The organism is Marinomonas lutimaris (genome assembly GCF_019426345.1).
GTDB lineage: Bacteria > Pseudomonadota > Gammaproteobacteria > Pseudomonadales > Marinomonadaceae > Marinomonas > Marinomonas lutimaris.
In genome coordinates this window covers 82186-108268 of the sequence record NZ_JAHLLW010000007.1, presented here as the reverse complement: position 1 = coordinate 108268, position 26083 = coordinate 82186, and the positions used below count along the sequence as shown (strand labels likewise).

Sequence of the window (26083 nt, the reverse complement as noted above, 5' to 3'; positions counted from 1 at the left end):
CATTGCTGACGATAAAGGTTGAGCAGAGGTTTTATTTGTGCGTCACACATGGCGAGGCTGAGGCGGCCTTTCTTTTTATTCAACAAGCACCAAAAGTCTTTCACTTCGCCACACTCTAATCAGCGTTATAAATTCATCCTGATATTGATAAACAATTCTAAATGGTGGATAAACGAGTTCACGAATCGTAGACTGGTTAAATTCTGGCACAATACGACCAGAGTATGGGTGTGCTTTTACTATTTCGAATCTCTCTATAATCGACGAGACATATTCGATACCAACTTGAGGAACATCCTGTTCCAAATAATATTGCTTAATAGTCTGCAAATCAGCAAGTGCAGACTTAGCGATTCTCACTTCCATGTTAATTAAATCCCTAAACTTTTCTTCGCGTCCTCAAGTGAAACCGTATTACCATCACGAGCTTCTTCCAAACCTTGATAAACAGCACGAAGAAAACCAAGTTCTTCTGCGGCTTTTTCATACTCTTCTAAGCTCTGAACAACGGCAACACCACGACCTCGGCTTGTTAACAAGATAGGCCTGTGTGTTTCTTTCGTCCTGCTAACTACTTTCCCAGGATTTATCTTGAGATCAGAAAGAGGCACCACATCTTCGGAAAATTTCATTAAATCACCACATATTAAAAATCAACATAGCATTATTAGCACTAGTTTAAAGCACCTGTCAACAACACCTTATTGTTCTTACTCAAAGAAGTATAGGTTGAAAAATAGGAAATATATATTCGCGCCAGTGTCAAAGTGAGACATTGTTTGTAGCCTTTTGTCACACAGCTAAAACTACAACTCCCCCACTAAATCCCGCCATTGCTGACGATAAAGATTAAGCAAAGGTTTTATGTTTGCATCACACAGGGCGAGACTGAGGCGGCCTTTTAGTTTTAGGCTTTTGTTAGAAAGCAATGCAGCGCCGCCGGAGGTGCCGGTAACATCCCGAGAGGCGTAGATTTCATTTTGGCTGCGCATGCAGGCCAATAAGGTAAGGAAGTTGATGTTATTGCTAAACGCGCCTTCGACAATCACGGTGTCGCTGCTGTCCATCAGGTCTAAACAATAATCCGTCATCAAAGCCACATACACATCGGCCAAAGCTGACTGCTGAGCGGGCGTTAATTCCAAACCACGGTTAATAATACGCCCTTCGCAGCGGGCAAAGGGCCCGCCGCCTTTGGCAAAGGCAGGAATCGCCAAAATACCGTGTTCTAAAATAAAGCTCACATCGCTCAAGGTGGCTTTGCTGTCGCTGCGCAGTTGTTCCCATTCTCGTCCACCCATGAAGCGAATTGTCGGTGTGGCGCGACCGAGAGCGTCCACATTGGCGAGCATGTCTTTGTCTTCTTGTAATGAATCCAGCTTGCCATTAATAGTGGCGATGACCGTCCAAGTGCCACTAGACACCACGGTAAGCTTTTCCATCGGCTGTCCGATATAAGGCACCAGCGAGGCGTTGGAATCATGGATACCATTGAAAATAACACAGCTCGCAGGCAAGCCTATTTCTTTCGCTAAGTCTGGCAAGATAGCCCCCAGTTTCGCGCCTGTCTCTATGACTTCAGGAAAGCGCTCTGCCCATTTTTGCTGTTCACAAAAGCTAGAAAACTGGCAGCTATTAGGATTCCAAAGATCGGTATGACACCCTAACGAAGTCACTTCGGCTGCTTTGTTACCGCTCAATTTGAAGCCCCAATATTGCGGATACAAAAGTAATGAGTCGACTGTTGCAAACTCATCTGTAAAGCGTTTTTGTTGCCAAAATAACTGCGCGCCTAAGTTCAAACCTTGGGGCAATCTTGGGCTAAAAGATTCACTAAAATCTGGGCGTGCAGCGTCGTATTCTTCTTTTAACTCAGACACACCATCGTATTCATAATCCAGAATGGGCAAGGCGAGTTCATCGCCTTTCATACAGGCAATAGTCGCCCCATGCGTGGTAATCGCAATGCTGGCAATAAAGTAGCGCTGGACTAAATCGGCAAGGGTGTCTTTGATCCATTGCCATATTGAATCCACATCCACATGTGGATATGGCGGCGTATCAACCACACCATTAACGCGTTTTTCAATATGCAATAAGGCGCCAGTTTGTCCATCCATCAAGCAAATTTTAATATTGGTTTTGCCGATATCTAAAACCGCCACCACGCGAGTTTTATCAGGCTGCAACACATTAAAGCGAAACACCTCTTCCAAAGCATCGGCAACAGGCTCAAACGATGGTGTTTTGGTTTCCATAATGTCAGCCATGTACTCCCACCAGCGCTGCATAATCGGATGATCAGCCAAGGCTTCCGAGTCCAGATCGTCCGCATCAAAGGTGGCGTAAAGTCGGTTTGCGTTTCGGTCACTCTCATTAGCATCCAAATGAATATAATAATTGCGAATGCCATGCTGTTTAAGGTGCTCAGCAAGCTCTGGCCAGAGTTCATCATGACGCTTCTTGTATTCTTCTTCACCGCCTTTGTGTAAATACATCACTGAGGCATATCTCATAACGCTTTTGCCTCTTTTCGTTTAAGGGAAGTTTTATACATAGTAATCAGTACCGGCAAACTCACAACCGTAATCAACATCACGCCGACGATAATCGTCATCACAATGCCAGGAATGTTCAGCAGGCCCATGCCAAAGGTGACCAAGCCCATTAGAATCACCGCCAACACCACGCCAGCAATAGTACCGCTGCCGCCAAGAATGCTCACGCCCCCTAAAACCACCATGGTAATAATGCTGAGTTCCCACCCCATTGCGATACTCGGACGCGTACTGCCCAAACGAGACGTTAACAGCACCGACGCCACTCCGGACATCACACCGACCAAGGTAAACAGGATCAAACGATGCTTATCGACCTTGATACCCGAGTAATAAGACGCCGTCGGATTATTGCCAATCGCGTAGGTGTAACGGCCAAATGTGGTGCGATGTAACAACCAATAAAACACTAAGGCAAAGAAGGCAAACAACACTAGCTCGAACGAAAACACCCAGTAAACATAGCCTTGGCCAAAAAACTCAAAGCCATCAGGGTAATCTCGCACGACTTGGTCACCCAACAAGATATAGCTGATACCACGAAATAAACTCATGGTACCGATTGTCACCACAATAGACGGAATCTTGAAATGCGTCACCAGGACGCCGTTAAACAGACCACAAGCCGCACCCGCTAAAATACCAACAAATGCGACCGCATAAACGGGTGCGCCCATTTGTGCGACTAACCCCATCAAGGTACTGGAAAGCGAGATGATCGCAGCCACGGAAATATCAATTTCTTTAGCAATAATCAGCATCGCCATGGGCAAAGCGATTAGGGCTTTTTCAGTAAAATTAAAGGTTGCGTCAGATAAATTCCAAGGGTCTAAAAAGTAAGGCGATAAATACGAATTCATCACACAGACCAAAACGACAATCAGAATCAAAAAGCTTTCCCAGCGAAAAAACTTTTGTAATCTACCGGTTAATAAAGCATCTGGCGTGGCTGATTTTTTTATTGCTGTGTCCATAAAAGCCTCTTTCTCTTAATGTGATTGTGGCTGAGCCGAATCAATAGATTTATCTGGTTTACGTAGGATGATTCGCGCTTTGTCTTTATCGGACGAGGCATTAGCGATAACCGCGATAATGATCACCAAACCTGAAATGGCCATTTGCCAAAAAGGCGATACACCAATAATAGGCAAGGCGTTATTCACCACGCCAATAAACAAGGCGCCAATCACACAACCCACCACGGTTCCCAAACCACCGACGATACTGACGCCGCCGATTACGCAGGCTGCAATCACTTGCAGTTCAAAGCCATTTGCTACATCCACATACGCCACAGCGAAGCGCGACACCCACAAATACCCGCACAAACCAGATAGCGTGCCGGACACTAGAAAAGCGTAAAACTGCACCTTACCGACGTTCACACCAGAATAAAAAGCGGCCATTGGATTACCGCCAGCAGAATAGAAATTACGTCCCCAAACACTGAATTTCATCGCCCAAAACGCCAGAATAATCACCACGACCGCCATCCAACCCAACACGGGCATAGAGAGGATTTCAAAACGAGGCAGTGCAATAAAAGACTCACTCATTTGGTGAGAGTTTACCCAAGCGCCATCCGATAATAAAAAAGTCGCACCACGGTAAATACTCATGGTGCCGAGCGTAATGACGATAGAAGGTACTTTTAATAACCAAACAAACAAGCCATTAATAGCGCCTAACAAGGCACCTATCAGCAAGGATAATAAAATCAACAACACCATGCTGATCTCAGGAAAATACTGATTCACCATAGCCACAAACATGCCAGTAAACGCCACATTGGCTGCAACCGAGAGATCAATACAACGAGTTAAAATCACCAACATTTGGCCTAACGCCAGCATGATCAAAATCGACGTATCGTTAAAAATACTGATGCTGTTAGACAAGCTGATAAAATCTGGACTGATCACTCCAACCCCGAAAAACATCACCAATACAATAATGCTCAGCACACCTTCGCGGGAGTAAACAAAACGTTTTAACATGTCACACTTCCTCCCGTCGCAAGCGAAACCACCTTCTCTGGCGTCGCGTCAGCACGTGATAATTCACCGACAATTAGACCTTCGTTCATCACCAAAATACGATCTGACATGCCGAGAATTTCCGGTAACTCCGACGACACCATAATCACAGCCAAACCTGAATCCACCAGTTCAGACATAAATTCATGTACTGCCGCTTTCGACCCTATGTCGATGCCTTTGGTTGGCTCATCTAAAATGATGACTTTCGGGTTGGTGGCGAGCCATTTAGCAATAACGACTTTTTGCTGATTGCCGCCCGAGAGGTTCATCACCTTCTCGTCCCAACAAGACGCCTTCACTTGCAAGCGCTCACAATATTGACGAGCCAGCGCCATTTCACTTTCTTGATCGATTTGTCCGTGTTTCGCTAAACGTTCCATTTGCGGTAAGCTAACGTTTTGATAAATAGGCAATTCCAACACGATACCTTGTTTTTGACGCTCTTCTGGAACATACACAATGCCGTTATCGATAGCTTCTTTCGGTGAGTGAATGATCACTTCTTGACCATTCATTTTGACCGTGCCAGTCACATGATCCGTCGTGCCAAACAAGGCTTGCATGACCTCGGTTCGACCAGAACCCACCAAGCCATAGACGCCAAGAATCTCGCCCTTTTTCAAACTAAAACTAATATTGGCGAACTCGGTTGTGTGACATAAGTTACTCACTTCTAATAGTGTCTCGCCAATTTCTACGTCTTTTTTCGGATAAGTGGCTTCGATACTTCGCGCCACCATCATCTCCACCAGCTGCGCTTCGTTGGTGTCTTTAATAAAACCTTCACCTACGTAACAACCATCACGAAACACGGTGTAGCGATCAGCCAAAGTAAAAATCTCATCGAACTTGTGGGTAATAAATAGAATCGCCTTATCTTGGCTTTTTAAGGTATTTACCAGCTCATAGAGCTCGTGAATTTCATGATGAGACAAGGCCGCTGTTGGCTCATCTAAAATCACCACTTTGGCATCAACAGACAAAGCGCGAGCGATACCGACCATGTGTTTTTGGCCAATACTTAATTCGCGTAAGATTTGATTAGGGTTCATGTGAGCATTGATTGACGACAGAATTTCTTGTGACCTCGTCTCCATCGCAGCCCAATCTATTGAAAAGCGTTTAGTCAGCGGATAGTTCCCTAGGAAAATGTTTTCCGCCACCGTCAAATCGTCAAACAACACGGTTTCCTGATGAATCGCAGTGATGCCTAAAGCATGAGAATCGTGAGGGGAATGAAACTGCACAGGCTTACCGTTAAAAATAATCTCCCCACCGTCCGGCTGATAAATGCCAGTCATGGTTTTTACCAGCGTCGATTTACCTGCACCGTTTTCACCGACCAAAGCAGTCACTTGGCCAGGATAAAGATGAAGGTCGACACCATCCAACGCTTTCACACCTGGGAAAACCTTACTCACCTTTTTTAGACTGAAAATTGCATTGTTCATAACGGCAGCTCTTATTGTTATTGGTTCATTATGAAATTATTGAACGAGTCCCCCCATCCTAGCCCTCCCTTCATAAGTAGAAAGAACAAAAGCTCTTAGCTCCTCCCCCTGCTAAGGGGGAGGTTGGGAGGGGGTCAATAGCCACTAGAAAATAGAAGAGAATTCATCAACGTTTGAAGCATCGTAGATAAAGGGCTTCGCCATTGCGCCGTCGCCATTTTTATCTACTTCAAGCGTACCCATACGACCCATTGGAATCTCGGTTTTCGTACCTTTGCCTTTCACAAGGTTGTACGCCAGCATGGTTGCTGAATAACCAAGATCGATTGGGTTCCAGATTGCAAAGCTATGAATCGCACCGCTGTGCACATGACCTGCTAATTCAGAAGGTAAGCCCAAACCTGTCACATAGACTTTGCCCGTTAAGCCCATGTCGCTAACAGCTTGCGCTGCGGCCAAAATACCAACGGTAGTTGGTGCCACGATGACATCTAGATCTGGGTGATTTTTGATCAAGGCTGTTGCTTCACGGAAACTCTTATCCGCTAAGTCATCACCGTAAACGGTATCAACAAGTTTTAAGTTAGGGAATTTACTGAGAGATTTTTTCATCTCACCAATCCAAATATTTTGGTTGGTCGAGGTTGGCGTTGCGCTCAGGATGGCAAAAGTACCGGACTTTTTGTCTTTGGCTTTAATGGCGTCAGCCGCAAGCTGTACGTTCATTTCGCCAATTAGGCTATTACTGGAAGGATTTAAGTGAATTTGGCGTCCCTCTTTGCCTACGCCTGAATCCCAAGAGATGACTTTAATGCCACGTTGTTGAGCTTTTTTCAAGGAAGGAACCAAGGCATCCGCATCGTTTGCAGACACGGCAATCGCATCAACACGCTGCGCGATCAGTGAGTTGATGATTTCAATCTGGCCTTCCGCTGTGGTCGAAGTTGGCCCAGTGTAAATAACCTCCACATCGCCTAACTCTTTCTTGGCTTCTTCTGCACCGCGGTACGCCGCTTCGAAAAAGCCAATACCTAACGCCTTCACTAACAACGCCACTCGAACCTGATCCGCTGCATACGTACCAGAAGCAAATAAAGTTGCAGAAGCCAACACACATGCCGTGATGAGTTTGTTTTTCATAATTATCTCCAAGAGCGCGCTCATCGTCACACAACAAGAAGTTGTCGTATCCGAGACGCGGTTTATTGTTTTTGTTTTTCTACTATGATCAAACGACAGCCTGCCGCTTTGATCACTTCTTTACTCTTGTTATCTATTCCATCGTCCGTGATGACGATATCTATCTGTGAAAGAGGACAAATGATCATACTTGATCGGTTTTGAAATTTTGTACTATCAACCAAAAGCACCCGCTGATCTGCTCGATTTATCAATTTCATTACCGCTTGTACGATTTGTGGATCTGTCTCCATCACACCGTGAGAATTAATGCCATATGCACCGATAAAAAGAACATCAGCGTAGGTGTGGTTGGAAATATCATCTGGAAACGGACTCAAAATAATATTCTGTTCCCGATGGATTTTTCCGCTCGGCACGGTAACGCTGCACTTACTCTTTTTAATCAACTGATCAGCAATGGAAAACGAATTGGTCAGCACTTGCAGCTTTAAGCCACGCATAAACTCAGACATAGCCGCTGTCGTTGTGCCGCCGCTGATCATTATTGACATATTGTCCGATAATAAATCCACCGCCGCTTTCGCAATACAACGCTTTATGTCCATGTTAATCGTTTGACTAACCGAGTAAGGCCTTCCCAATAAACTCACATCAGAAGGAGGATTAATGGCTTCCGCCCCTCCTCGCACCCGACGTAGTTTCTTTTGCTTGTCTAAAAAGCTGATATCTCTTCGAACCGTTGCTTCTGAAGCGCCTAGCACGTCGGCTAGGTGCGCTACCGTCACAATAGGTCGAGCTTCAACTTCAGACAAGATCACTCTATGCCTTTCAATTTCGTGCATCGATTAAATCCTCGATAATCAATATAATTTATTTTCAATCATTATCAAGCACTATCGATCAAAATATATGTAAAAAGATAAAAAATGCTTGAAAATGATTATTTTTGTTCTAGTATGAACGCTATCGATCATTCTAACCCGCTGATTGTGCATAACAAAAATAAATTTAAAGTCTTTGATTAATAGCCATAAAACAACGCTTTAGGCCATTAAAAAGACGGAACTTGAGGTTAAACGATGTCTACTAACTTACTACCCAATCTTTGGAACGATGCTGACGCGTCCCTTCTGACTGAACCCGAATTATTGCAATATCGATCAAACTTGCTTGGTTCTGACATGCGCGTGACCAATTATGGTGGCGGTAATACCTCAGCAAAGCTGCAAATGGACGACCCTCTTACTGGAGAAAAGACCACCGTATTATGGGTAAAAGGTTCTGGCGGCGATATTGGTTCTATGGGGTTAGATGGTTTTTCAACGCTTTATATGGATAAGCTAAACCAACTTTTACCTCTTTATCGCGGGCTTGAGTTTGAAGATGAGATGGTCGCTTACCTTCCGCATTGTACTTACAACCTAAACTCCCGCGCCGCCAGTATAGATACACCACTTCATGCGTATTTACCTTACCTCCATGTGGATCACCTTCACCCAGATGCCGTGATTGCTATTGCGGCAAGTAAAAACAGCAAACAACTTACAGAAGAGATTTTTAACGGTGAGATTGGCTGGCTTCCTTGGCGCCGTCCAGGTTTTCAGCTGGGCATGGATTTACACAAAATCGCCACCGAAAACCCACACCTAAAAGGTGTCGTACTAGAAAGTCACGGCTTATTTACTTGGTCAAATGGCAACAAAGATTGCTACCTAAACTCGCTGAACATTATTAACAAAGCACAAACATGGCTGGAACAACAAAGCGCAGGCAAAGCGGCCTTTAGTGGCGAGTTATTTAAAACCTTGCCTGATGAAAAACGCCAACAAGTGGTTTCTAGCTTAATGCCATTGATTCGTGGAAAAACCAGCGAAAAACAACGTCAAATCGGTCACTTTAATGCCTCCGACGAAGTTTTACAGTTCGTCAATTCGAAAGACTTAGACCGTCTTGCCAAGCTTGGCACCTCTTGCCCAGACCATTTCTTACGCACAAAAATTCGTCCATTTGTGGTCAATTACAATCCAGAAACTGACAACCTTGATGAAGTGATCGAGTCACTAGACCAGAGTCTTGCTGACTACCGTGAAGATTACGCGGGTTACTACAACCGCTGCAAACGCGATAACAGCCCTGCTATGCGCGATCCTAACCCAGTGATTTATTTGATTCCTGGCGTTGGCATGTTGTCTTTCGCCAAAGACAAAGCTACAGCACGAATCGCAGGGGAATTCTACGTTAACGCCATTAATGTCATGCGCGGTGCAGACAGTGTGAGCGAATATGTTGGCTTGCCAGAACAAGAAGCTTTCGACATTGAATATTGGCTATTAGAAGAAGCCAAACTGCAACGCATGCCAAAACCCAAGTCCTTGGCTGGTCATATTTCTTTGGTCACAGGTGCGGCTGGCGGTATTGGCCTTGCGACAGCAAAACGTCTCGCCAAAGAAGGCGCTAATATCGTACTGATGGACATAGACGAAGACGCTCTGAAGACCGCCCAGGCGAATATGAACAGCGAATTTAGCAAAGATTGCGCGTCTAGTATCAAGATGGATGTGACTAACGAAGACGATGTTATCCGTGCGGTAAAACATTGCGCTGTGGCATTTGGCGGCTTGGACATTGTTGTTTCCAACGCAGGTATTGCGTCTTCTGCACCATTAGAAGAAACCACCCTTGCTCTATGGAATAAAAACCAAAGCATCTTATCAACAGGTTACTTCTTAGTTGCTCGTGAAGCCTTTAGTCTGCTAAAACAACAGAATATGGGCGGCAACATGGTGTTTATCGCCAGTAAAAATGGTTTGGTTGCCAGTGCAAATGCCAGCGCTTATTGCGTTGCCAAAGCCGCTGAGATTCAGCTTGCCCGCTGTGTTGCTCTAGAAGGTGCACCGCTTGGTATTCGCTCCAATGTGGTCAACCCAGATGCGGTTTTGCGTGGTTCAAAAATCTGGACAGGCAAATGGAAGGAAGAAAGAGCCAGCGCTTATAAACTGTCTACCGATGATTTAGAAGAACATTATCGACAACGCAGCATGTTAAAGCTCAATGTTTTTCCTGAAGATATTGCCGAAGCCATTTACTTCTTTGCGTCTGATGCGTCGTCGAAATCGACGGGGAATATTCTTAATGTCGATGCGGGTCACGCACCGTCGTTTACTCGCTAGAGCATTGATTAAAAAGAACAATAAAAAGGATTACTCATGAAACAGTTAATTGATCAAAACTTGCTGCAAGAACACAACGCGAAGCAAGAAGCCGCAGTTACTAGCGACTACAGTGCGCTGGCAGAAAAGCTGGATCGTTCCGGCGTTAAAATCGATACTATTCTGCAACAAGCTAAGCAATTTACCGTCGCTGTTCCATCTTGGGGGGTAGGCACAGGTGGCACGCGTTTCGCCCGTTTTCCGGGCTTAGGCGAACCACGCAATATATTTGAAAAGCTCGATGACTGTTCGGTTATCCAATTGCTATCACAAGCCACACCTGCGGTGTCTCTGCATATTCCTTGGGACAGACCAAAAGATCCAAAGGAACTTCGTCAGTACGCAGAACAATACGGTTTGCATTTTGACGCGATGAATTCCAATACCTTCCAAGATCAAATTGGTCAGGAAGAGTCGTACAAATTCGGCAGTTTGACGCATACCAACAAAGCAGTGCGCGAACAAGCCATTGCTCACAACATCGATGTGGTGGAATTAGGCCAAAAGCTCGGTTCTAAAGCACTAACCGTTTGGGTGGGCGATGGCTCCAACTTCCCCGGCCAACAACACTTTAAAAACAGCTTCACGCATTATTTAGAAAGCATCAAAGAGGTCTACAACAGCCTGCCAGACGACTGGAATATGCTGTTGGAACATAAAATTTTTGAGCCTGCATTCTACTCGACCGTGATTCAGGATTGGGGCAGCAGCTACCTTGCCGCGAAAGAAACCGGCGAGCGTTGTTTGTCTCTGGTGGATTTGGGCCACCATGCGCCGAACGTCAACATCGAGATGATCGTCAGTCGTCTTGCGCAATTCGGCAAGCTAGGCGGCTTCCATTTCAACGACAGCAAATATGGCGACGATGATTTGGACAGCGGTTCTATAAATCCTTATCAATTGTTTTTGATCTTCAATGAACTAACAGACATCCGCAGCCAAGATCCTGCGTACAGCCCATTTTACATGCTGGATCAATCACACAACGTGACCGATCCAGTCGAAAGTTTGATGTACAGCGCTGCCGAAGTGCAACGGGCTTTTGTGAAGAGTTTGCTCGTCGATCGTAAGGCGTTAACCCATTATCAAAACGAAAACGACGCCATGATGGCGCAAGCCACACTCAAACAGGCTTATAACTTGGATGTGGAAGTAATTTTGCAAATGGCGCGTTTACAAGCTGGCGGCGCCATCGACCCTGTCGGCTGTTATCGTGCTAGCGGCTATCGCGCAGCAATCGCAAAAGCTCGTCCATCGGATCCGAATAAAACTGGCTCAGGGATTGTGTAGTAAAACAGATAAAAAGAGCGAGCGATTAAAAAATATAGCTTTCAAATGAGGCTATATTTTTTTGATCAAATATATTTTAGAAACAATGTTTTATTAAAATATTTTAAATAGGAAATAAAATAAAATCATTCGTTTCAAGATAATGCTTTGTCGCTTATATTGAGTTAGCAGATGACAAAGTACAAAAATAAGAAAAGGATTGAAAATGCATGAATTACTAAGTCAAAAGAAGCATGTTGTTTCACGCAATCAAGTCATAGAGACAATCGATCTTTTGACTCAAAACCTCATCAACATTGAAGACACCACAGGTGACTTTTTGCTACGCCTTGAAGATGGCCGAGTGATCGACACCAAAGGCTGGGCAGGCTGGGAATGGACCCATGGTATTGGCTTGTATGGCTTGTTCAAATATTGGCAAATTACCAATAACCCAGACACTCTCAAAATTATTCACGATTGGTTCGATCAGCGCCTTAGTGAAGGCACGCCAACTAAAAATATCAACACGGTTGCACCCTTTTTAACACTGGCTTGTTTGCATGAACGTACGCCAAAAGAGTCTTGGGTTCCTTATCTAGAAGAATGGGCAGAATGGGTCATGTACGAAATGCCGCGCGTACAAGAAGGCGGTCTTCAGCACATTGTTTATAACAGCGTGAACCACAACCAAATGTGGGACGACACCTTAATGATGAGTGTTTTACCGCTCGCTAAAATCGGTAAATTGCTCAACAAACCGGATTACGTGGAAGAAGCAAAATACCAGTTTCTGACTCATATCCAATATCTGATGGATACCAAAAGCGGCCTGTGGTTCCACGGCTGGACCTTCGAAGGCAACCACAACTTCGCCGAAGCCTTGTGGGCCCGCGGTAATAGCTGGATCACTATCGTCATTCCAGAATTCATCGAATTATTAGATTTAGCTGAGAACGATCCAATTCGCCGTTTCTTACTTTCAACTTTAGAACGTCAAGTGAAAGCACTGAGCGAGCTACAACACAGCGATGGCCTCTGGCACACCTTACTAGACGATAGCAGCACTTATCTAGAAGCCTCTGCCTCCGCGGGATTTGCCTATGGCATTTTAAAAGCCGTTCGCAAACGCTATCTCTCTAGTGACTACTTACCTGTTGCCGAAAAAGCAATTAAAGCGGTCTATGGCAACATTGACGCGCAAGGCGAGCTGCAAAATACCTCATTTGGTACCGCCATGGGCGACGATTTAGAGTATTACAAAAACATCAAAATCACCTCTATGCCTTACGGGCAAGCGATGGCGATTTTATGCCTTAGTGAATATTTACGTCGCTATATCTAGCTGAGGTTAAAGGAAACTCAGCTATCAATTTCTTAAGAAAAAAATAAACATAAGAAGGATAAGAAAATGAAAATCAAACTACTTACTACAGCATTAGCACTTATTGGCTTGGGCGTGGCATCCGCGTCAGCTTACGCAGAAAACTTGCGTTTCGGTTATGCCAGTAATGCCACACCAACCGTAGAAGCGATGAAAAAATTTGCTGAATTGGTCGATCAAAAAACCAAAGGCGATGTCACCGTCACCTTTTTCCCTGATAGCCAACTAGGTGGCGAACGGGAAATGGTCGAACTACTACAAGCAGGCCTACTGGACATGACCAAAGTCAGTGGCGGCCTAATGGAAAGCTTCTCGCCTGTGTATGGCGTATTTTCTATGCCTTACTTGTTTGATAGCCAAGCGCATTTTTATAAGGTAATGGATAACCCTAAAATCACCACGCCGATTTATGAATCTTCAAAAGGCCAAGGTATTTTAGGTCTAACGTATTACGACAGCGGTGCTCGTAGCTTCTACACCTCAGAAAAGGTTATCCGAAATGTGAGTGATCTAAAGGGCCTAAAAATTCGCGTCATGCAAAGCCCAACCTCTATCAAGATGGTAAAAATGCTCGGTGGCTCGCCTATCGCGATGGGACAAGCTGATGTGTACTCGTCCATTCAGCAAGGCGTATTAGATGGTGCGGAAAACAACGAGTTCGCTTTGACCATTGCTCGTCATGCAGAAGTGGCGAAAAACTATTCCTACGATGTGCACTCTCGTGTGCCTGACATCGTTTTGATCTCTAAAGCGACAATGGATCGACTAACTCCAACGCAGCGCAAAGCCGTTCAAGAAGCCGCGAAAGAATCCACAGAGTTCCAAAAGCAAGCGTGGGCACAAGCGGTCAATGAAGCGAAAGCAACAAGTGAAAAACAATTTGGCGTCACCTTCTATTACCCAGATGTAGCGGAGTTCCAAGCGGCCGTTCAGCCGATGTATGACGAGCTAAAATCAGATCCGGAAAAATATAAGGTTTATCAGGCAATTCGCCAGCAAGCGGAGTCAAAGTAATGCCAAAAATAAGACGTTTCCTAGATATTTTTTTAGGGACAACCTGCTCACTCTTATTGATCAGTATGGTCGGAGTGTTGTGCTGGCAAGTCATTAGTCGCTATGTATTCAACGACCCTTCGACCTATACCGAAGAGATTTTGCGACTAGGATTGGTTTGGTTGTCTCTACTAGGAGCCGCTTATTCTGCTGGCCGTGGCTCGCACATGGCCATTGACTTACTGCGCGATATTGCGCGCGATAAGTTCCGCAAATTTCTTAAGCTGCTGGTTCCTATCAGTTTTATTATTTTTAGTATTTATGTACTGATTTTAGGCGGTTTACATAGCATGCAAATTGCCTCTAAACAGCTTACGGCTGTGCTGCAACTTCCAATGGGAAGTTACTACGCAGCGTTACCAGCCTGCGGTGTCTTGCTAATTTTGTATGCCATTTTGAACTTGATTGATGTTTTAAAAGAACCGACAAACGATGTGCCGGTGACAGACATTGATAAATCACTAAGCATGGGAGAATAAACATGGCTGGTGAAGCGAGTCTTGTACTTATCATTACCTTTTCTGTGTTGGCGTTATTGGGCTTGCCTCTTGCGATTGCCCTAGTCGCTTCTTCCTTAGCCGCTGTTACCATGATGGTGCCTGTGGATATGGCGCTTTTTACTTCCGCGCAAAAAATGGTTGCCAGCTTAGACAGTTTTTCTCTGTTAGCCGTACCATTTTTCATTCTCTCTGGTGTCATTATGAACTCCGGCGGCATTGCCATTCGCTTGGTTAATTTCGCCAAACTGCTCGCGGGACGCATTCCTGGCTCTTTAGCGCAAACTAACATCGCGGGTAACGTATTATTTGGCTGTATTTCAGGCTCTGCCATTGCGGCGTCGACTTCAATTGGTAGCGTCATGGTGCCGATTCAAGCCAAAGAAGGCTATGACAGATCCTTTGCAGCAGCAGTGAATATTGCCTCTGCCCCAACAGGCATGTTGGTGCCACCTACCACAGCCTTTATCATTTACTCATTAATTTCCGGTGGTACGTCTGTCGCAGCCTTGTTTTTAGGCGGCGCTGTAGCAGGTGTTATTTGGGCGTTGGGCTTGGTGCTAGTCACCGTTATTATTGCCAAAAAGCGCAAGTACCCATTGTCAGATCGAGTACCCTTTAAAGAAGCCATTAAGATAACTCTTGATGCCATTCCTAGTTTGTTTCTCATCGTGTTTATTATTGGTGGGATTGTTATGGGTGTAGTGACGCCTGTAGAAGCTTCAGGTATTGCAGTCATTTACACCATGATTTTGGCGTTCTTCATCCATAAAACCACACCGCTTCGCGCTTTGCCTAAGTTCTTAATCGAAACATCGCACATTACTGGCACCATCATGTTGCTTTTAGCAGCATCTGCCACCTTATCCTTTGCCATGGCATTCACAGGTATTCCGGCAGCGATATCCGCTTTGATCCTAGGGATTTCTAACGACCCAGTCATGGTCATGCTGATCATTAATATCTTATTACTGGTTATTGGCTGCTTTATGGATATTGGGCCGGCGATTTTGATCTTCACGCCGATCTTGCTACCGATTGCCATGAAAGTTGGCTACGATCCTGTGCACTTCGGCGTTGTCATGGTGTTCAACCTAGCCATCGGTACCATCACCCCGCCTGTCGGAACTGGCTTATTCGTCGGGGCTACTGTTGCCAAGGTAAAAGTCGAAAAAGTCATCGTCGCCCTCGCGCCCTTCTACTTGGTGCTTTTTAGCTTGCTTGCACTTATCTCCTACGTGCCAATCATCACCTTATACTTGCCAACGCTGTTTGGGCTTTGAATAAATAGCTTTGAATTTAAGTTAAATTCGGTATCAAAAAAAAACAGCATGGAAGCGCTAAACTTTCATGCTGTTTATCTTTAACAGTAGAAGCGTTACTCGCTAATTTTTTTATACAAGTACTTACGACAAGTGCTTTCATCCATTCGTTTGAGAGCAAAAACTAGAATCCCAATCACTACCACTGCAAACGCTATCCGTCCCCAGAAAATAGTCATAAAGTCCGCGCCAATTAACAGAATCAGCAGCGTATCTTCAATCAAGCTATGAAGTAGATTGAGCAGCATCATGGCGACAAAAATATCCCGTGGGGAAATATGGCCTCGTTTTGCTTCGTTAATAAGCAAACCGCCACCAAATGACACCCCTAGCGTGATACCAACAATCGTCAAATTGGTGGCTTCTCTGCTGATGCCCAGCACAGACAAAATCGGCTTAAGCAATATTGCCATGAGTTTTTCGATGCCAAGTAATTTCAGCAAACGTAACAGAGTCATTAACGCAGCGATCACCACAAAAATCATCGCAAGACTTTGAAGTTGGTCAAGCGCCCACGCTATATAGCTAGGATCACTGGTTGGTGTATGTTTCCAAACAGTGTGCGCAGTTGTGTTTAATAGATCTCCGCTTTGGTAAATGTGGTGAAGTATCCACCCCATTAATAAACCACCACCAAGACGAATCACCAGTGTTGCAACAATACCTACTCCGGCTTTTTTAGCCACCGCCACTTCTACTGGCAATGAGTGTGCTAGCAGTAATAACGTTCCTAAAATAGAGACTTGAGCGACGGTTAAGTCAGCATCTAAACTCATAAATACCACAAGCCCAGCGTACATATTGGTAACGAGCGTTGTTGCCCACACCAAGCCCATCTCACTGGGCAAACCAACTAAAGACATAACAGGACTCAACCAGTTACTTAGCAGTTCTATACCACCAAACTCTTCAATAACCTTGATCACGATAATAATCGGGATCATGATCTTATAAAGCGTCCATGTGACATCAATGATCTCTTTCCAGAGACCATTCCACAAAAGTCCAACCCAACGGGATATGCGTTTATTCACTTATCTTGCTCCAAACAATTTATAAATGAAGTCTATTGAGATAAGAAGAAATATGTCGATCAATTTAATAATTGATAACCCTAAATATTTCTAATATAAAAGCTATTAAGAAATTTTATTTCGTATAATTATTATTTTGAGAAATTTATGGAACTAGACAAAATAGACCGAAAGATCCTAGCCATCTTGCAACGAAATAATCGTATCGCAAACGTGGAACTGGCCGAAGAAGTAGGCTTATCACCACCAGCTTGCCATAAAAGAGTAAAACGACTGAGAGATGACAACATCATTGTGGGTGATGTCTCTATTGTAAATCCAGAATTGAGCGGGAATAAGCTGACTTTGCTGGTGTCAGTAGAAATGGAGCGAGACCGAAAAGATGTGTATGACGCTTTTAAGCGCGTCGTGAGCAAAGCCCCAGAAGTTAGACATTGCTACCAAATAACTGGCAGCTACGATTTTATGATGGTTGTCACTGTGCCAGATATCCAGGCTTATGAAAGCTTTGTTGATCGAGTACTTCACACCGAAGCCAACATCCGAAAATTCCAAACCTCAGTATCGCTGCGAACGGTAAAGTCCTCTACAGAAATTCATTTAAGTGAATAAAAATGCCGACTAAGAGCTGATACTAAGACAATTCACCGCGCTATTTTTTAGCTTTAGTAAATCAGCCAAGCTTAAAAACTAAATATTACCAATTTTCTTGATAATCACCGAGTACCTTGTTGAATATTTCCGATCTGCAAACTTTGCTGATCCCATTTTAGTCTTTCTGTGCATCCCACCAGAAGTGAGTAGACTACTTGTTATTTTTCAGCCTAAAGAGCATATTATTAATTTCACAGTGAGTGACTATACTTTGTGCTCTTCTGCGATCATTTTATTTGAACGCTTTAGAACACTATCATCAACATTAAGGATGACATATGAGCAACAAGGATGGGCGCATTCCACTAAATGTTAGTTTGCTAAAAGAACAAAGAAGACGCTGTGGCTTAAGCCAAGAAAAATTTGCAGAACAATGTCTTAAACAAGGGCTGTTGGTTTCTATGTCTTCGATTAAGCGTGCGGAATTGGGCATGAATGTACTTTATCGAACAGCAGCGCACATTGCTAAATTTTACGATATCCCAGTTGAGACCCTCTTAATCGATGATGCTAAAAATGCCCCTTCAGACCATCCTTCATCCTCACACACTCCCCAAAAATCGGAAAGAGTGCGAGTGAAGGAGATACAAAAATAGACTTATAAAACATTTCTATTACACGCTCACAACACTTCGTTCCAGACTGGCAAAAAGGGCGCGACGCTGCCAAAAAGGCAGGCCCACCCAACGTTGCTCCTTTTGATAAATACGGTCTTTAATTTCACAATACTCATCAAAAATCCGTTGGATATCATTTTGATAATACTGGACCACGCCCTCTTCGGCACTTATTAAGGCATGGGCACCATGACAAGCACTGCTCATGGCGAATCCAATTCCCATGGAAGATACTGGATCAAAAGACGCCACAGCATCACCAACTGCCACAAATCTTTCTGGAAAAGCGGAAGAGTAATACTGACTATTGGCCTGTTTCACCCAAAGTCTGGCTTGTGTTGAATGACTGCCTTGTAAATAGGGTGCAATGGCTTTTGTCTTGGCAAGATGGGTGTTCCATATTGCTTGACGGTTGAGCTTCATCTCTTTCATCAGATCCACATCAGTGAAACAAGTTACTACAGCAAGATCTTTAGACAGCCCCGCCATATACCACCAGCCATATTCACAGCTCTCAATTCTTTGTTGTTGCTCAAACACCCGCTGCGGATGATGAATAAATGCACCAACACCAACAAGCTGATCTGTCACAGTACGCTCAATTCCTAATTCCCCCCCTAATTTGCTTTGCCTGCCAGAAGCATCGATCAAATAATCACTTTGAAAATCTAAATCGCCTTGTGCTGGGTGTGATAATTGCACCTGCCAAACACTACCTTGCTGCGCCACTTTGATTTGTTTACAGCGGGGAATAATAGTGCCTCCACGCTCCACAACGGCCATCAATAAAGTCTCGTCAAACATAGCGCGATCAAGCTGATAGGTTTGTCCTTGCGCTGTAAATAAACTGTGGTGGCTACTCGCAATATCACTTCCCCAGTAACTGATTTTACCGTAGTTTGGAACAAAACAATCCACTCCAAAGTCCTCTGGAGAAAGACCAAGATAATCCACAAAATCAAAAATACTATGAGACACCTGCTCGCCAATTCTCTGCTGAGTAAAATCACTACGCTCTAGCAGTAAAACGCTTTTATTGTGGTGCCGCATCAGCGAAAGCGCACAAGCGGCCCCAGCGGGGCCACCTCCGATCACAATGACATCGTATTTATCCATAACTATCCCCTCATCCTAGTTCCTGAACGATGAAGGGTATTTTTAGTACGAACAGGTTTAAACGCTCGTTCCTCAAAGTACTGTGTCATTAGTTTGCCTTTTTTCGTTTCCTTCTTGTCGGTTTCACCTTTTAACTTATCCAACGACACTTTATTAGTATTGATAAAAAACACCGGTATGGTGGTATCGTTATCTTCTGAATTACCACTAATTTGCCCAACTCCCACTTCCTTAAAATCAAACAACTCATGGTTTCTTTCTGATTCCGTAAAATAAGGGAAGCCTTCATTTTTTGCATTACGATCCCGAATAAAAGCTAAAGCAGACCAGTGTTCAACCATTTGCCCATAGCTATTAATTCCGCGAGCGTAATTGATCTGTTGACCAGCAGGAAGGTGACTATTCAGTTGGCCTGTCACATCCAACTCCCCTGTTAATACATCCCAAGGGCTTTGTGGTGGCCACCAATAGCTGTAATATGCTGGCGGAAGTGGCGTTTTCTCTTCCACATCTTGTGTCGCTAACACTTGGTATTCTTTAGGTACTTTCACGCCATCGGGCAAATCCTTCCAGTTGTACTTCGTAAGCGATAAGGACGTTTCTACCTGTGTCGCTTTGTTCACTTTAGGTTCACTGAAATTAACCACCTGTACCGTGCAATTAAAGAAGTCAGCTTGCCAAGGGCACGCCATACGTTTCGTTAAATCACCCGGTTCGCAACCTCCACCTCCACCTTCACATTCATCTCGACTCGGTGATAACCCTTGTTGAGAATAATCGCCCTTAAAATGCTTTATCTGATAAGCAGATTCATACAATTTGGAGTTTTGTAAGCTCCAAGTCACTTCAATACCTGGACACATTGGCAGACCAACACAATTGCCAATACTTGCCGCATCCATTTCATTGACAAGTAAAACGTCTGTAGCACCTAAGGTAAATTTACCTTCAGCCCACTGCTTCAACAAAAACATCTGTGTGGCATCTAAAGCGAGAAACTTCTCAACCACATTGTCAGTTAAATCATAGGCATTAGCACTTTTCACCGAATTACTACCTGAATTCATAGGCATCATAGGTAGCATTTCACCTTCTGATGAAGAGCTCATAAGAGTCTGTTGTGGCTGATCGTAATCGCCAATAACTTTATTATCTAGTTGCCGAAAGTAATTGTAGTACTTCATCCTATTCGGCTTATTGCCATCGCTGTTATCGCGGTAATCAAACTGATAAGAAAAGAAACCACTCATCGACTGAACATTGGCAACCCACTGGTATTGGCTAATACGATGAATGATGGGTTGAATGTCTCGTTCAAAATTGGCAACAAAACCATTATTAAATTCCCCATGAGCATACATATTTGGGACTAAATCGAAATGACGGACACCCACATCAAAAAACGTGTCATTGAGCGTAGAAATATTAACAATTTCAGGGGCAAAATCAGGCGAACCAACAACAACCCAAGCTTTCATTGTTTGCGCTGGAGAGCCATCAGTGTAAGTTACTACGCAAGTAACAGGACCATCAGATATATCGTCAAACCATTCGTCACCACCGCCATACCCTTCTAAATCGGTATTACCTCCGGCACGGCCATAACCGCCCAGCACTATGAGTCGCCCCTTATCATCCGTCAACAAGGTGCCTAAGCTCTTAAAATCTTCCCCTTGCAGCACAGGACCAGGATAAGATGCTTTCGTATAGTTGCTCGGGATATTGTCTTTATCAAACTCAGCGCTTTTTAAGCTACCTGAAACAGTGCGAGGGCCTAGGTCAATAATCAGCTTTTGTCTCTCAGGTTCACTGGTCACAGAGGGATTTCGCCACTCAATGCCGCGGTTTTTATAGCTATTTGCTTCGCCGTACAGCAAATTTCCGTTCAGCTCACTAAACGCATACCATGCTGCCTTTTTATTAGCTAAATGAACATTCCACTCAATGCTTTTAACGTTCGCGGAATCCAAGGTTATTTCATGATCCTGTTCATCCAACACTTTAAATACCTGTCCCTGACGACGAACACGTCCGGCTTCATCTTTAAAATAAATAACTTCCGTTGTTGGCTGCAAATTATCATCATGCTCATAAGGCAAGCCGCCAATTTTGATAGGGTTTAAAACAAAATCATTGCCATCTGCATTGCCCAAACGAGCAATACCAACCGAAGGGTGAATTGAAAGCGCCATTTTGATACTCCTGTTTTGAAACTGAAATCCGTCAATGTCTTAGTTGAGACCATTTCAGTTAAACAGGCAAAAAGGCTTTCCACAGTGTCACTTTGGTGTCAGTTACGTCTGAAAGAAGATTATAAATGAGGGGGATTTTTTACTACTGACCCAATCTATTAATTAGAATTTGCATTAAATGCTTAGGCTCAACGAATGTTAGCATCACAGAATCACATTGTTGGAATTCGCTAAAAGCTTTAATGGCTTCAACGAAGGCGCTAATCACCATGTCATCATCAAAACTCTGTTTTTCTAGGTATAGTGATTTGATTTCGAGACGGCGTTCTTTTCGGTGGGCTTTGCAATCCATACGACCGATAAATTCCCCTCGAAACAATAGTGGCAGACAGAAGTAACCATACTGGCGTTTGGGCTCTGGCACATAACATTCAATCTGATAATCGTATTGAAACAGGCTTTTTAGCCGGTCTCTCTGAATCACGCTGTTATCAAAGGGCGAGAGTATCAATAGACGATTATTCAATCGAGGCAAGCGGCGTTCCAGTGCGTCCGGTTCTATTACAAACACATCGCCATTAGGGATTTTTACCAGCTCTAACAAGCCTTGCACCAAGCGCTCATCAACTAAGTTTTTCACAGCGTTGCGAAGCCCTGTATTACGACGTAAATAGGTCAGCCCTTTTAAGGTAACAAGACCGTGACAACGTAATTGCTGATCAACTAAATGGTTCGCAAATTCTTCCAAACTAGGCATTGTAGTATCAACATGGGAAGGCAAAACTCGCTCGGTTAAATCGTAGGTTTTCTGAAAGCCTTCACGATTACAAACCATGAGATCCCCTTGCATATAAAGTTGCTCAAGGGCTTTTTTTGCTGGCTTCCAATCCCACCAGCCGGCTCCATTATTACTAGATTTGGTTTCGATATCTCGTGAACGTAACGGTCCGTCAGAAGCAACACGAGCCAACAACTCAGCCATCAGTTTTTCATCTGGATCTTTGTACCAATGGGTTTGACCGCTTTTAATCGCGTGCTTGTAAGGCAAGGAAAAACGAAAATCGTCTATAGGTAAAAATGCCGCCGCGTGAGACCAATACTCAAATACATCCCCATCCAGCAACATCTTATTCAGCATCGCTGGCGTGAACCTAGGTATTCTTGAATACAGCACATGGTGATGCGCCCGCTCCACCACAGAAATAGTATCAATCTGCACGTAACCTAAATGACTCATGGCTTTACGCGCGCCAGCCAAACCGCTACCAAACGGACTCGCCTGAGACAAACCTTGGGATGCCAAAGCAAGACGACGAAGGCGAGCTAGATCTTTGGTGGATTTAAGTTCAATCATACTGATGCCAAGCCTTATTCAATTATTAAATTCGGCAAACAATCTGGCCTGTTTCACGCTTTTCCCAATTTTTCAAAGTAACGGAACGATATTTCTGCATGACGTCATCCGCAACGAAAGATGTAATGCCAACATGATCCAATAATGCCGTCATTACGGACTCCGCCGCTCGAACCGCGCCATCTTCACATTTCAGCGCTATGGCGAGTTTTAGCTCAGGAATCGCAGCGATATAAACACCTTCTGCACCAACTTTAAGGAACACACGTTTTTGCAATATCGTCATCATATCGGTGCAATAACGATCGGTTCCCGCCACCATAAAAGGATGTTTCACTACAGCATCATATAAGGTTTTACAGGCCTTTTGGCGCTCTTCCGATAAGTTTTCAGGACTCGCAAACTTAGCAAACGCTAAAGCAAGATTGGTCAGTGGCATCGCCCATGTTGGCGCAGAGCAACCATCTGGCGACCAAGGTGCTGTACTGTAATCGTACTCGCACATTTCTGCCATGGTATCGGCAATTTTCTGTTGTACGGGGTGATCAATACCTATGTAACCCTGTGATGGAACACCGAGCAATTTCGCTAACCCCAACATTCCAGCATGTTTACCTGAGCAATTATTGTGTAATTGATTCGGCTTTTTTCCTTCGCCTGCTAGCGCATAACTTGCCTCAGCGCGGGATGGCCAATGACAGCCACATTCAAAGTCGAACTCAGACGATGCCAACTTATCCAACATGCTCTGTACTGTTGCCACATGCTCTGGCTCGCCACTATGAGACGCACAGCAGATAGCAATTTCCTCATCACTAAAAGCAAAGCGTTCAGCACCGCCCATCTCGATAAAGGCCAATACTTGCATGGCTTTTATCGCGCTGCGAGGATAAACCAATGTATCTACATCGCCCCAAGATTCAACCACTTCGCCACTACTTGAAACAATAACCGCCTTAATACTGTGTTCGCTTTCAACAATACCGCCGCGTGTCACTTGCACGGAAAGAGGAGCATGCTGCATATGATTGTTCCTTTAACTAAAAATGGAAGTGAATATTAAATAGTGACTATTAAATGAGTACTTACACCGACTCGGGATGGCGACTAATGTGGCCTGTTACATTGTTGCCAATAATCAAATTGTTTAGTTCTGATATCGGCAGAGGGCGACTAAACAAATATCCCTGATAGGACAAACAGCCTATTGATTTCAGCGCCATTAGCTGTTTCTCGTCTTCAACCCCTTCGGCAATCACCGCTAAGTTCAAATTTTGGCTTAGATCAATAAGCGTAGTAATAATGGCCAAGCTGCGTTTATCTGACAACAAATCGCTAACAAAGGACTTATCAATCTTCAGCTGATCCAAAGGTAAGCGCTTGAGTAAACTTAGCGAAGAATAGCCTGTCCCAAAGTCATCTAGTGACCAAGTGACGCCTATGTCTTTCAAAGCATGCATTTTTTTCACCACAACGTCGATGTCATCAGCCAATGCAGTTTCAGTCAATTCCAACTTCAACTTAGAAGGCGCGGCACCACTCAACAATAAAATACTCTTCACTTCCTGAACGAAATCTGGCTGACGAAATTGCGTGGCACTGACATTGACCGCGATAATAAGGTGAGAGGTCTGTGGTGACTTGGCCCATTCTGCTAGCTGAGTACAAGCCATACGCAACCCCCATTCGCCGATGGGAATAATTAGCCCGGTTTCCTCAGCGAGTGGAATAAACTCCATTGGAGAGATACTACCCCGAGTAGGATGGCGCCAGCGCAAAAGCGCCTCTACGCCAAAAATACTACCAAATTCATCAATCTGTGGTTGATAGTGAAAATGGTATTCGCCACGTGCAATCGCTTGGCGCATATCGCTTTCCAAAGCACTACGTGCATTCATATTCGCCTGCATCATTGCGAGAACAATGCTGACACCAACTATTCCAGTGATATGGTTTATCCACACGCCAACTAAACGCCCCTCTATAGGAGCTGCCAAATCAGACGAGGGAATTGGCATCACGTTAAGCGCCAAAGCAAGAAAAAAAACCAGACCAATAATCGGTAGAAGCAAACGTAGATAAATCCCTTCTCGATGGAAAATAAGAAAGGTAGCTGCGACGACTGGTAGCAAGTTCATATGAACAGAGCGAGGAATACCATTCATAGGAATATCACTCAAAGAAGCGAGAACCACCGTAAACAACAGAGCATGACACATAATAATTGCGGCACTACGCAGATGGTTGCCATAAGCCAGCACAAGTATTGTGACTCCGGTAATGACTGAAATCAGATTGATAACAAAATGTGGCCAGTTTCCTCGACTCAAATAATATAATCCCCAGATAACACTACAAAAAAGTGTCGCATAACCGCCAAAAAAGATGAGGCTCTTCACTCGTTTATTATGGCGGCCAATAGGTGTCCATTTAGAGATGTCGTCTTTCGTGAGACGAAAGAGTTTACTGCATAGGCGTCTCAACTAAAGATCCTTCTAAATTAAATAAAAATTGAAAGCTAACCATTTATAAAACCTCGGATATCACTCCGATGCTACAGAGGTTTGCAGGTAATCATCACAGACTTCCAGTTCGTAAACTGTTTTGGATTGAACTAAGCAACGGCGCATTTCATTACGTGCACGCTGGTAACCCTCATCAGTAAGGTCACTGATCTTTTCCCACTGCTCTCGACTTGGCCATTGGGCATAACCCACCAAAATATTGGGTTTATCTGACGTGTGAAGTCTTGAACCATAACTGCCACAGTTTTTATAAATCGCTTTTGTGACCTCAAGCCATGAGTTACGAAAAGAAACTTCTGTACCTTCTTTGATTTCAAATTCATAAACCGCGATAAACATCCGTTTCTCCTCGGGTTAATAATATTTTTATAATTTTACTTTAACCAAACACAGGTCTAAAAAAGCTGCGTTCATAACTGATAATACAGTCTGTTTTATCCGCGAACGCAAAAGATTTATCAAACCAAAGCTTTCAATCGACTAGAAATTGAATGATTGTCTTTGAGTTGCAACAAGTCCCACAAGTTACCGTATAGGTCTTCGAATACAGCAACTGTGTCGTATTCCTGTTCGGCGGGTGGTCGAGCAAAGTGAATGCCTGCTACGACCATGTGTTTATAATCTCGCCAGAAGTCGTCGGTGTTTAAAATATGCACTATGTCTTGC

23 protein-coding genes and 1 pseudogene are annotated in these 26083 nt (G+C 44.1%); 8 read left to right on the top strand and 16 right to left on the bottom strand.

Features of this window, described 5'->3' with window-relative positions; translation table 11 throughout:
* Positions 1–75: 75 nt before the first annotated feature.
* The 8 genes from KPL72_RS10285 to KPL72_RS10250 all read right to left on the bottom strand — a co-directional run bounded on the left by KPL72_RS10285 (position 76) and on the right by KPL72_RS10250 (position 8033).
* A complete protein-coding gene (locus KPL72_RS10285) occupies positions 76–366 on the bottom strand; it encodes a type II toxin-antitoxin system RelE/ParE family toxin (RefSeq protein ID WP_219702669.1) in 291 nt (96 codons plus the stop codon).
* A gap of 5 nt (positions 367–371) precedes the next feature.
* A complete protein-coding gene (locus tag KPL72_RS10280; protein ID WP_219702668.1) occupies positions 372–632 on the bottom strand; it encodes a type II toxin-antitoxin system Phd/YefM family antitoxin in 261 nt (86 codons plus the stop codon).
* Between the two features lie 174 nt (positions 633–806).
* On the bottom strand, positions 807–2516 hold the full coding sequence (locus KPL72_RS10275; RefSeq protein ID WP_219702667.1) for an L-rhamnose mutarotase: 1710 nt from the start codon (positions 2514–2516) through the stop codon (positions 807–809).
* Positions 2513–3532, bottom strand: a complete 1020-nt coding sequence (locus KPL72_RS10270) for an ABC transporter permease (RefSeq protein ID WP_219702666.1) — start codon at positions 3530–3532, stop codon at positions 2513–2515. The genes KPL72_RS10275 and KPL72_RS10270 overlap by 4 nt, the downstream gene beginning before the upstream one ends.
* A 15-nt stretch (positions 3533–3547) precedes the next feature.
* Positions 3548–4555, bottom strand: coding sequence for an ABC transporter permease (locus tag KPL72_RS10265; RefSeq protein WP_219702665.1), 1008 nt, complete (start codon positions 4553–4555; stop codon positions 3548–3550).
* Positions 4549–6048 (bottom strand): sugar ABC transporter ATP-binding protein, encoded by a 1500-nt coding sequence (locus tag KPL72_RS10260; protein ID WP_219702664.1) that lies wholly within the window; start codon positions 6046–6048, stop codon positions 4549–4551. Before KPL72_RS10260 ends, KPL72_RS10265 begins: the two co-directional genes overlap by 7 nt.
* A gap of 144 nt (positions 6049–6192) precedes the next feature.
* Entirely contained in the window at positions 6193–7188 is a 996-nt protein-coding gene (rhaS, locus tag KPL72_RS10255; protein ID WP_219702663.1) for a rhamnose ABC transporter substrate-binding protein, read from the bottom strand.
* A 62-nt stretch (positions 7189–7250) separates the two neighbouring features.
* Positions 7251–8033, bottom strand: coding sequence for a DeoR/GlpR family DNA-binding transcription regulator (locus KPL72_RS10250; RefSeq protein WP_169459278.1), 783 nt, complete (start codon positions 8031–8033; stop codon positions 7251–7253).
* 237 nt (positions 8034–8270) lie between these two features.
* On the opposite strand from KPL72_RS10250, the gene KPL72_RS10245 reads away from it, so the two are divergent.
* The 6 genes from KPL72_RS10245 to KPL72_RS10220 all read left to right on the top strand — a co-directional run bounded on the left by KPL72_RS10245 (position 8271) and on the right by KPL72_RS10220 (position 15886).
* The gene (locus tag KPL72_RS10245) at positions 8271–10361 is read left to right on the top strand and encodes a bifunctional rhamnulose-1-phosphate aldolase/short-chain dehydrogenase (protein ID WP_219702662.1); all 2091 of its coding nucleotides are present in this window, start codon (positions 8271–8273) and stop codon (positions 10359–10361) included.
* Between the two features lie 36 nt (positions 10362–10397).
* The gene (gene rhaI, locus KPL72_RS10240; protein WP_219702661.1) at positions 10398–11690 is read left to right on the top strand and encodes an L-rhamnose catabolism isomerase; all 1293 of its coding nucleotides are present in this window, start codon (positions 10398–10400) and stop codon (positions 11688–11690) included.
* 205 nt (positions 11691–11895) lie between these two features.
* Complete coding sequence (bglB, locus tag KPL72_RS10235) at positions 11896–13014, top strand: beta-galactosidase BglB (RefSeq protein ID WP_219702660.1); 1119 nt, start codon at positions 11896–11898, stop codon at positions 13012–13014.
* Between the two features lie 66 nt (positions 13015–13080).
* Positions 13081–14067, top strand: coding sequence for a TRAP transporter substrate-binding protein (locus KPL72_RS10230; protein WP_219702659.1), 987 nt, complete (start codon positions 13081–13083; stop codon positions 14065–14067).
* Positions 14067–14585 carry a TRAP transporter small permease gene (locus tag KPL72_RS10225; protein ID WP_219702658.1) on the top strand — a complete coding sequence of 173 codons (519 nt, stop codon included), beginning with the start codon at positions 14067–14069 and terminating at the stop codon, positions 14583–14585. Before KPL72_RS10230 ends, KPL72_RS10225 begins: the two co-directional genes overlap by 1 nt.
* Before the next feature lie 2 nt (positions 14586–14587).
* A complete protein-coding gene (locus KPL72_RS10220) occupies positions 14588–15886 on the top strand; it encodes a TRAP transporter large permease (protein ID WP_212916413.1) in 1299 nt (432 codons plus the stop codon).
* Positions 15887–15981: 95 nt separating this feature from the next.
* On the opposite strand, the gene KPL72_RS10215 is transcribed toward KPL72_RS10220, so the two are convergent.
* Positions 15982–16959, bottom strand: a complete 978-nt coding sequence (locus tag KPL72_RS10215) for a hypothetical protein (protein ID WP_219702657.1) — start codon at positions 16957–16959, stop codon at positions 15982–15984.
* Positions 16960–17106: 147 nt separating this feature from the next.
* Between KPL72_RS10215 and KPL72_RS10210 the strand changes: the two genes are divergently transcribed.
* Together KPL72_RS10210 and KPL72_RS10205 are read left to right on the top strand one after the other, a co-directional pair.
* Positions 17107–17571, top strand: coding sequence for an Lrp/AsnC family transcriptional regulator (locus tag KPL72_RS10210; protein WP_212916415.1), 465 nt, complete (start codon positions 17107–17109; stop codon positions 17569–17571).
* Positions 17572–17891: 320 nt separating this feature from the next.
* Positions 17892–18209 carry a helix-turn-helix domain-containing protein gene (locus tag KPL72_RS10205; RefSeq protein WP_219702656.1) on the top strand — a complete coding sequence of 106 codons (318 nt, stop codon included), beginning with the start codon at positions 17892–17894 and terminating at the stop codon, positions 18207–18209.
* 18 nt (positions 18210–18227) lie between these two features.
* Here KPL72_RS10205 and lodB read toward each other — a convergent pair whose 3' ends face one another.
* The 7 genes and pseudogenes from lodB to KPL72_RS10170 all read right to left on the bottom strand — a co-directional run.
* Positions 18228–19346 carry a lysine-epsilon-oxidase maturase LodB gene (gene lodB, locus KPL72_RS10200; RefSeq protein ID WP_219702655.1) on the bottom strand — a complete coding sequence of 373 codons (1119 nt, stop codon included), beginning with the start codon at positions 19344–19346 and terminating at the stop codon, positions 18228–18230.
* A 2-nt stretch (positions 19347–19348) separates the two neighbouring features.
* Positions 19349–21538 (bottom strand): CTQ-dependent lysine 6-oxidase LodA, encoded by a 2190-nt coding sequence (gene lodA, locus KPL72_RS10195; protein WP_219702654.1) that lies wholly within the window; start codon positions 21536–21538, stop codon positions 19349–19351.
* A gap of 142 nt (positions 21539–21680) precedes the next feature.
* Positions 21681–22892: a winged helix-turn-helix domain-containing protein gene (locus KPL72_RS10190; protein ID WP_219702653.1), complete on the bottom strand. Its 1212-nt coding sequence runs from the start codon at positions 22890–22892 to the stop codon at positions 21681–21683.
* 25 nt (positions 22893–22917) lie between these two features.
* Positions 22918–23916 (bottom strand): asparaginase, encoded by a 999-nt coding sequence (locus tag KPL72_RS10185; RefSeq protein ID WP_219702652.1) that lies wholly within the window; start codon positions 23914–23916, stop codon positions 22918–22920.
* A 61-nt stretch (positions 23917–23977) separates the two neighbouring features.
* Positions 23978–25375, bottom strand: coding sequence for a putative bifunctional diguanylate cyclase/phosphodiesterase (locus tag KPL72_RS10180; RefSeq protein WP_212916421.1), 1398 nt, complete (start codon positions 25373–25375; stop codon positions 23978–23980).
* 60 nt (positions 25376–25435) lie between these two features.
* Positions 25436–25756, bottom strand: a complete 321-nt coding sequence (locus KPL72_RS10175; protein WP_219702651.1) for an antibiotic biosynthesis monooxygenase — start codon at positions 25754–25756, stop codon at positions 25436–25438.
* A gap of 119 nt (positions 25757–25875) precedes the next feature.
* Positions 25876–26064 (bottom strand): annotated as a pseudogene (locus tag KPL72_RS10170) (VOC family protein); the annotation flags it as partial.
* Positions 26065–26083 lie beyond the last annotated feature (19 nt).

Excerpts from the sequence above, each read along its gene's own strand:
- KPL72_RS10285 (WP_219702669.1), bottom strand. The coding sequence starts at position 366 with ATGGAAGTGAGAATCGCTAAGTCTGCACTTGCTGATTTGCAGACTATT.
- KPL72_RS10280 (WP_219702668.1), bottom strand. The coding sequence starts at position 632 with ATGAAATTTTCCGAAGATGTGGTGCCTCTTTCTGATCTCAAGATAAAT.
- KPL72_RS10275 (WP_219702667.1), bottom strand. The coding sequence starts at position 2,516 with ATGAGATATGCCTCAGTGATGTATTTACACAAAGGCGGTGAAGAAGAA.
- KPL72_RS10270 (WP_219702666.1), bottom strand. The coding sequence starts at position 3,532 with ATGGACACAGCAATAAAAAAATCAGCCACGCCAGATGCTTTATTAACC.
- KPL72_RS10265 (WP_219702665.1), bottom strand. The coding sequence starts at position 4,555 with ATGTTAAAACGTTTTGTTTACTCCCGCGAAGGTGTGCTGAGCATTATT.
- KPL72_RS10260 (WP_219702664.1), bottom strand. The coding sequence starts at position 6,048 with ATGAACAATGCAATTTTCAGTCTAAAAAAGGTGAGTAAGGTTTTCCCA.
- rhaS (WP_219702663.1), bottom strand. The coding sequence starts at position 7,188 with ATGAAAAACAAACTCATCACGGCATGTGTGTTGGCTTCTGCAACTTTA.
- KPL72_RS10250 (WP_169459278.1), bottom strand. The coding sequence starts at position 8,033 with ATGCACGAAATTGAAAGGCATAGAGTGATCTTGTCTGAAGTTGAAGCT.
- KPL72_RS10245 (WP_219702662.1), top strand. The coding sequence starts at position 8,271 with ATGTCTACTAACTTACTACCCAATCTTTGGAACGATGCTGACGCGTCC.
- rhaI (WP_219702661.1), top strand. The coding sequence starts at position 10,398 with ATGAAACAGTTAATTGATCAAAACTTGCTGCAAGAACACAACGCGAAG.
- bglB (WP_219702660.1), top strand. The coding sequence starts at position 11,896 with ATGCATGAATTACTAAGTCAAAAGAAGCATGTTGTTTCACGCAATCAA.
- KPL72_RS10230 (WP_219702659.1), top strand. The coding sequence starts at position 13,081 with ATGAAAATCAAACTACTTACTACAGCATTAGCACTTATTGGCTTGGGC.
- KPL72_RS10225 (WP_219702658.1), top strand. The coding sequence starts at position 14,067 with ATGCCAAAAATAAGACGTTTCCTAGATATTTTTTTAGGGACAACCTGC.
- KPL72_RS10220 (WP_212916413.1), top strand. The coding sequence starts at position 14,588 with ATGGCTGGTGAAGCGAGTCTTGTACTTATCATTACCTTTTCTGTGTTG.
- KPL72_RS10210 (WP_212916415.1), top strand. The coding sequence starts at position 17,107 with ATGGAACTAGACAAAATAGACCGAAAGATCCTAGCCATCTTGCAACGA.
- KPL72_RS10205 (WP_219702656.1), top strand. The coding sequence starts at position 17,892 with ATGAGCAACAAGGATGGGCGCATTCCACTAAATGTTAGTTTGCTAAAA.
- lodB (WP_219702655.1), bottom strand. The coding sequence starts at position 19,346 with ATGGATAAATACGATGTCATTGTGATCGGAGGTGGCCCCGCTGGGGCC.
- lodA (WP_219702654.1), bottom strand. The coding sequence starts at position 21,538 with ATGGCGCTTTCAATTCACCCTTCGGTTGGTATTGCTCGTTTGGGCAAT.
- KPL72_RS10190 (WP_219702653.1), bottom strand. The coding sequence starts at position 22,892 with ATGATTGAACTTAAATCCACCAAAGATCTAGCTCGCCTTCGTCGTCTT.
- KPL72_RS10185 (WP_219702652.1), bottom strand. The coding sequence starts at position 23,916 with ATGCAGCATGCTCCTCTTTCCGTGCAAGTGACACGCGGCGGTATTGTT.
- KPL72_RS10175 (WP_219702651.1), bottom strand. The coding sequence starts at position 25,756 with ATGTTTATCGCGGTTTATGAATTTGAAATCAAAGAAGGTACAGAAGTT.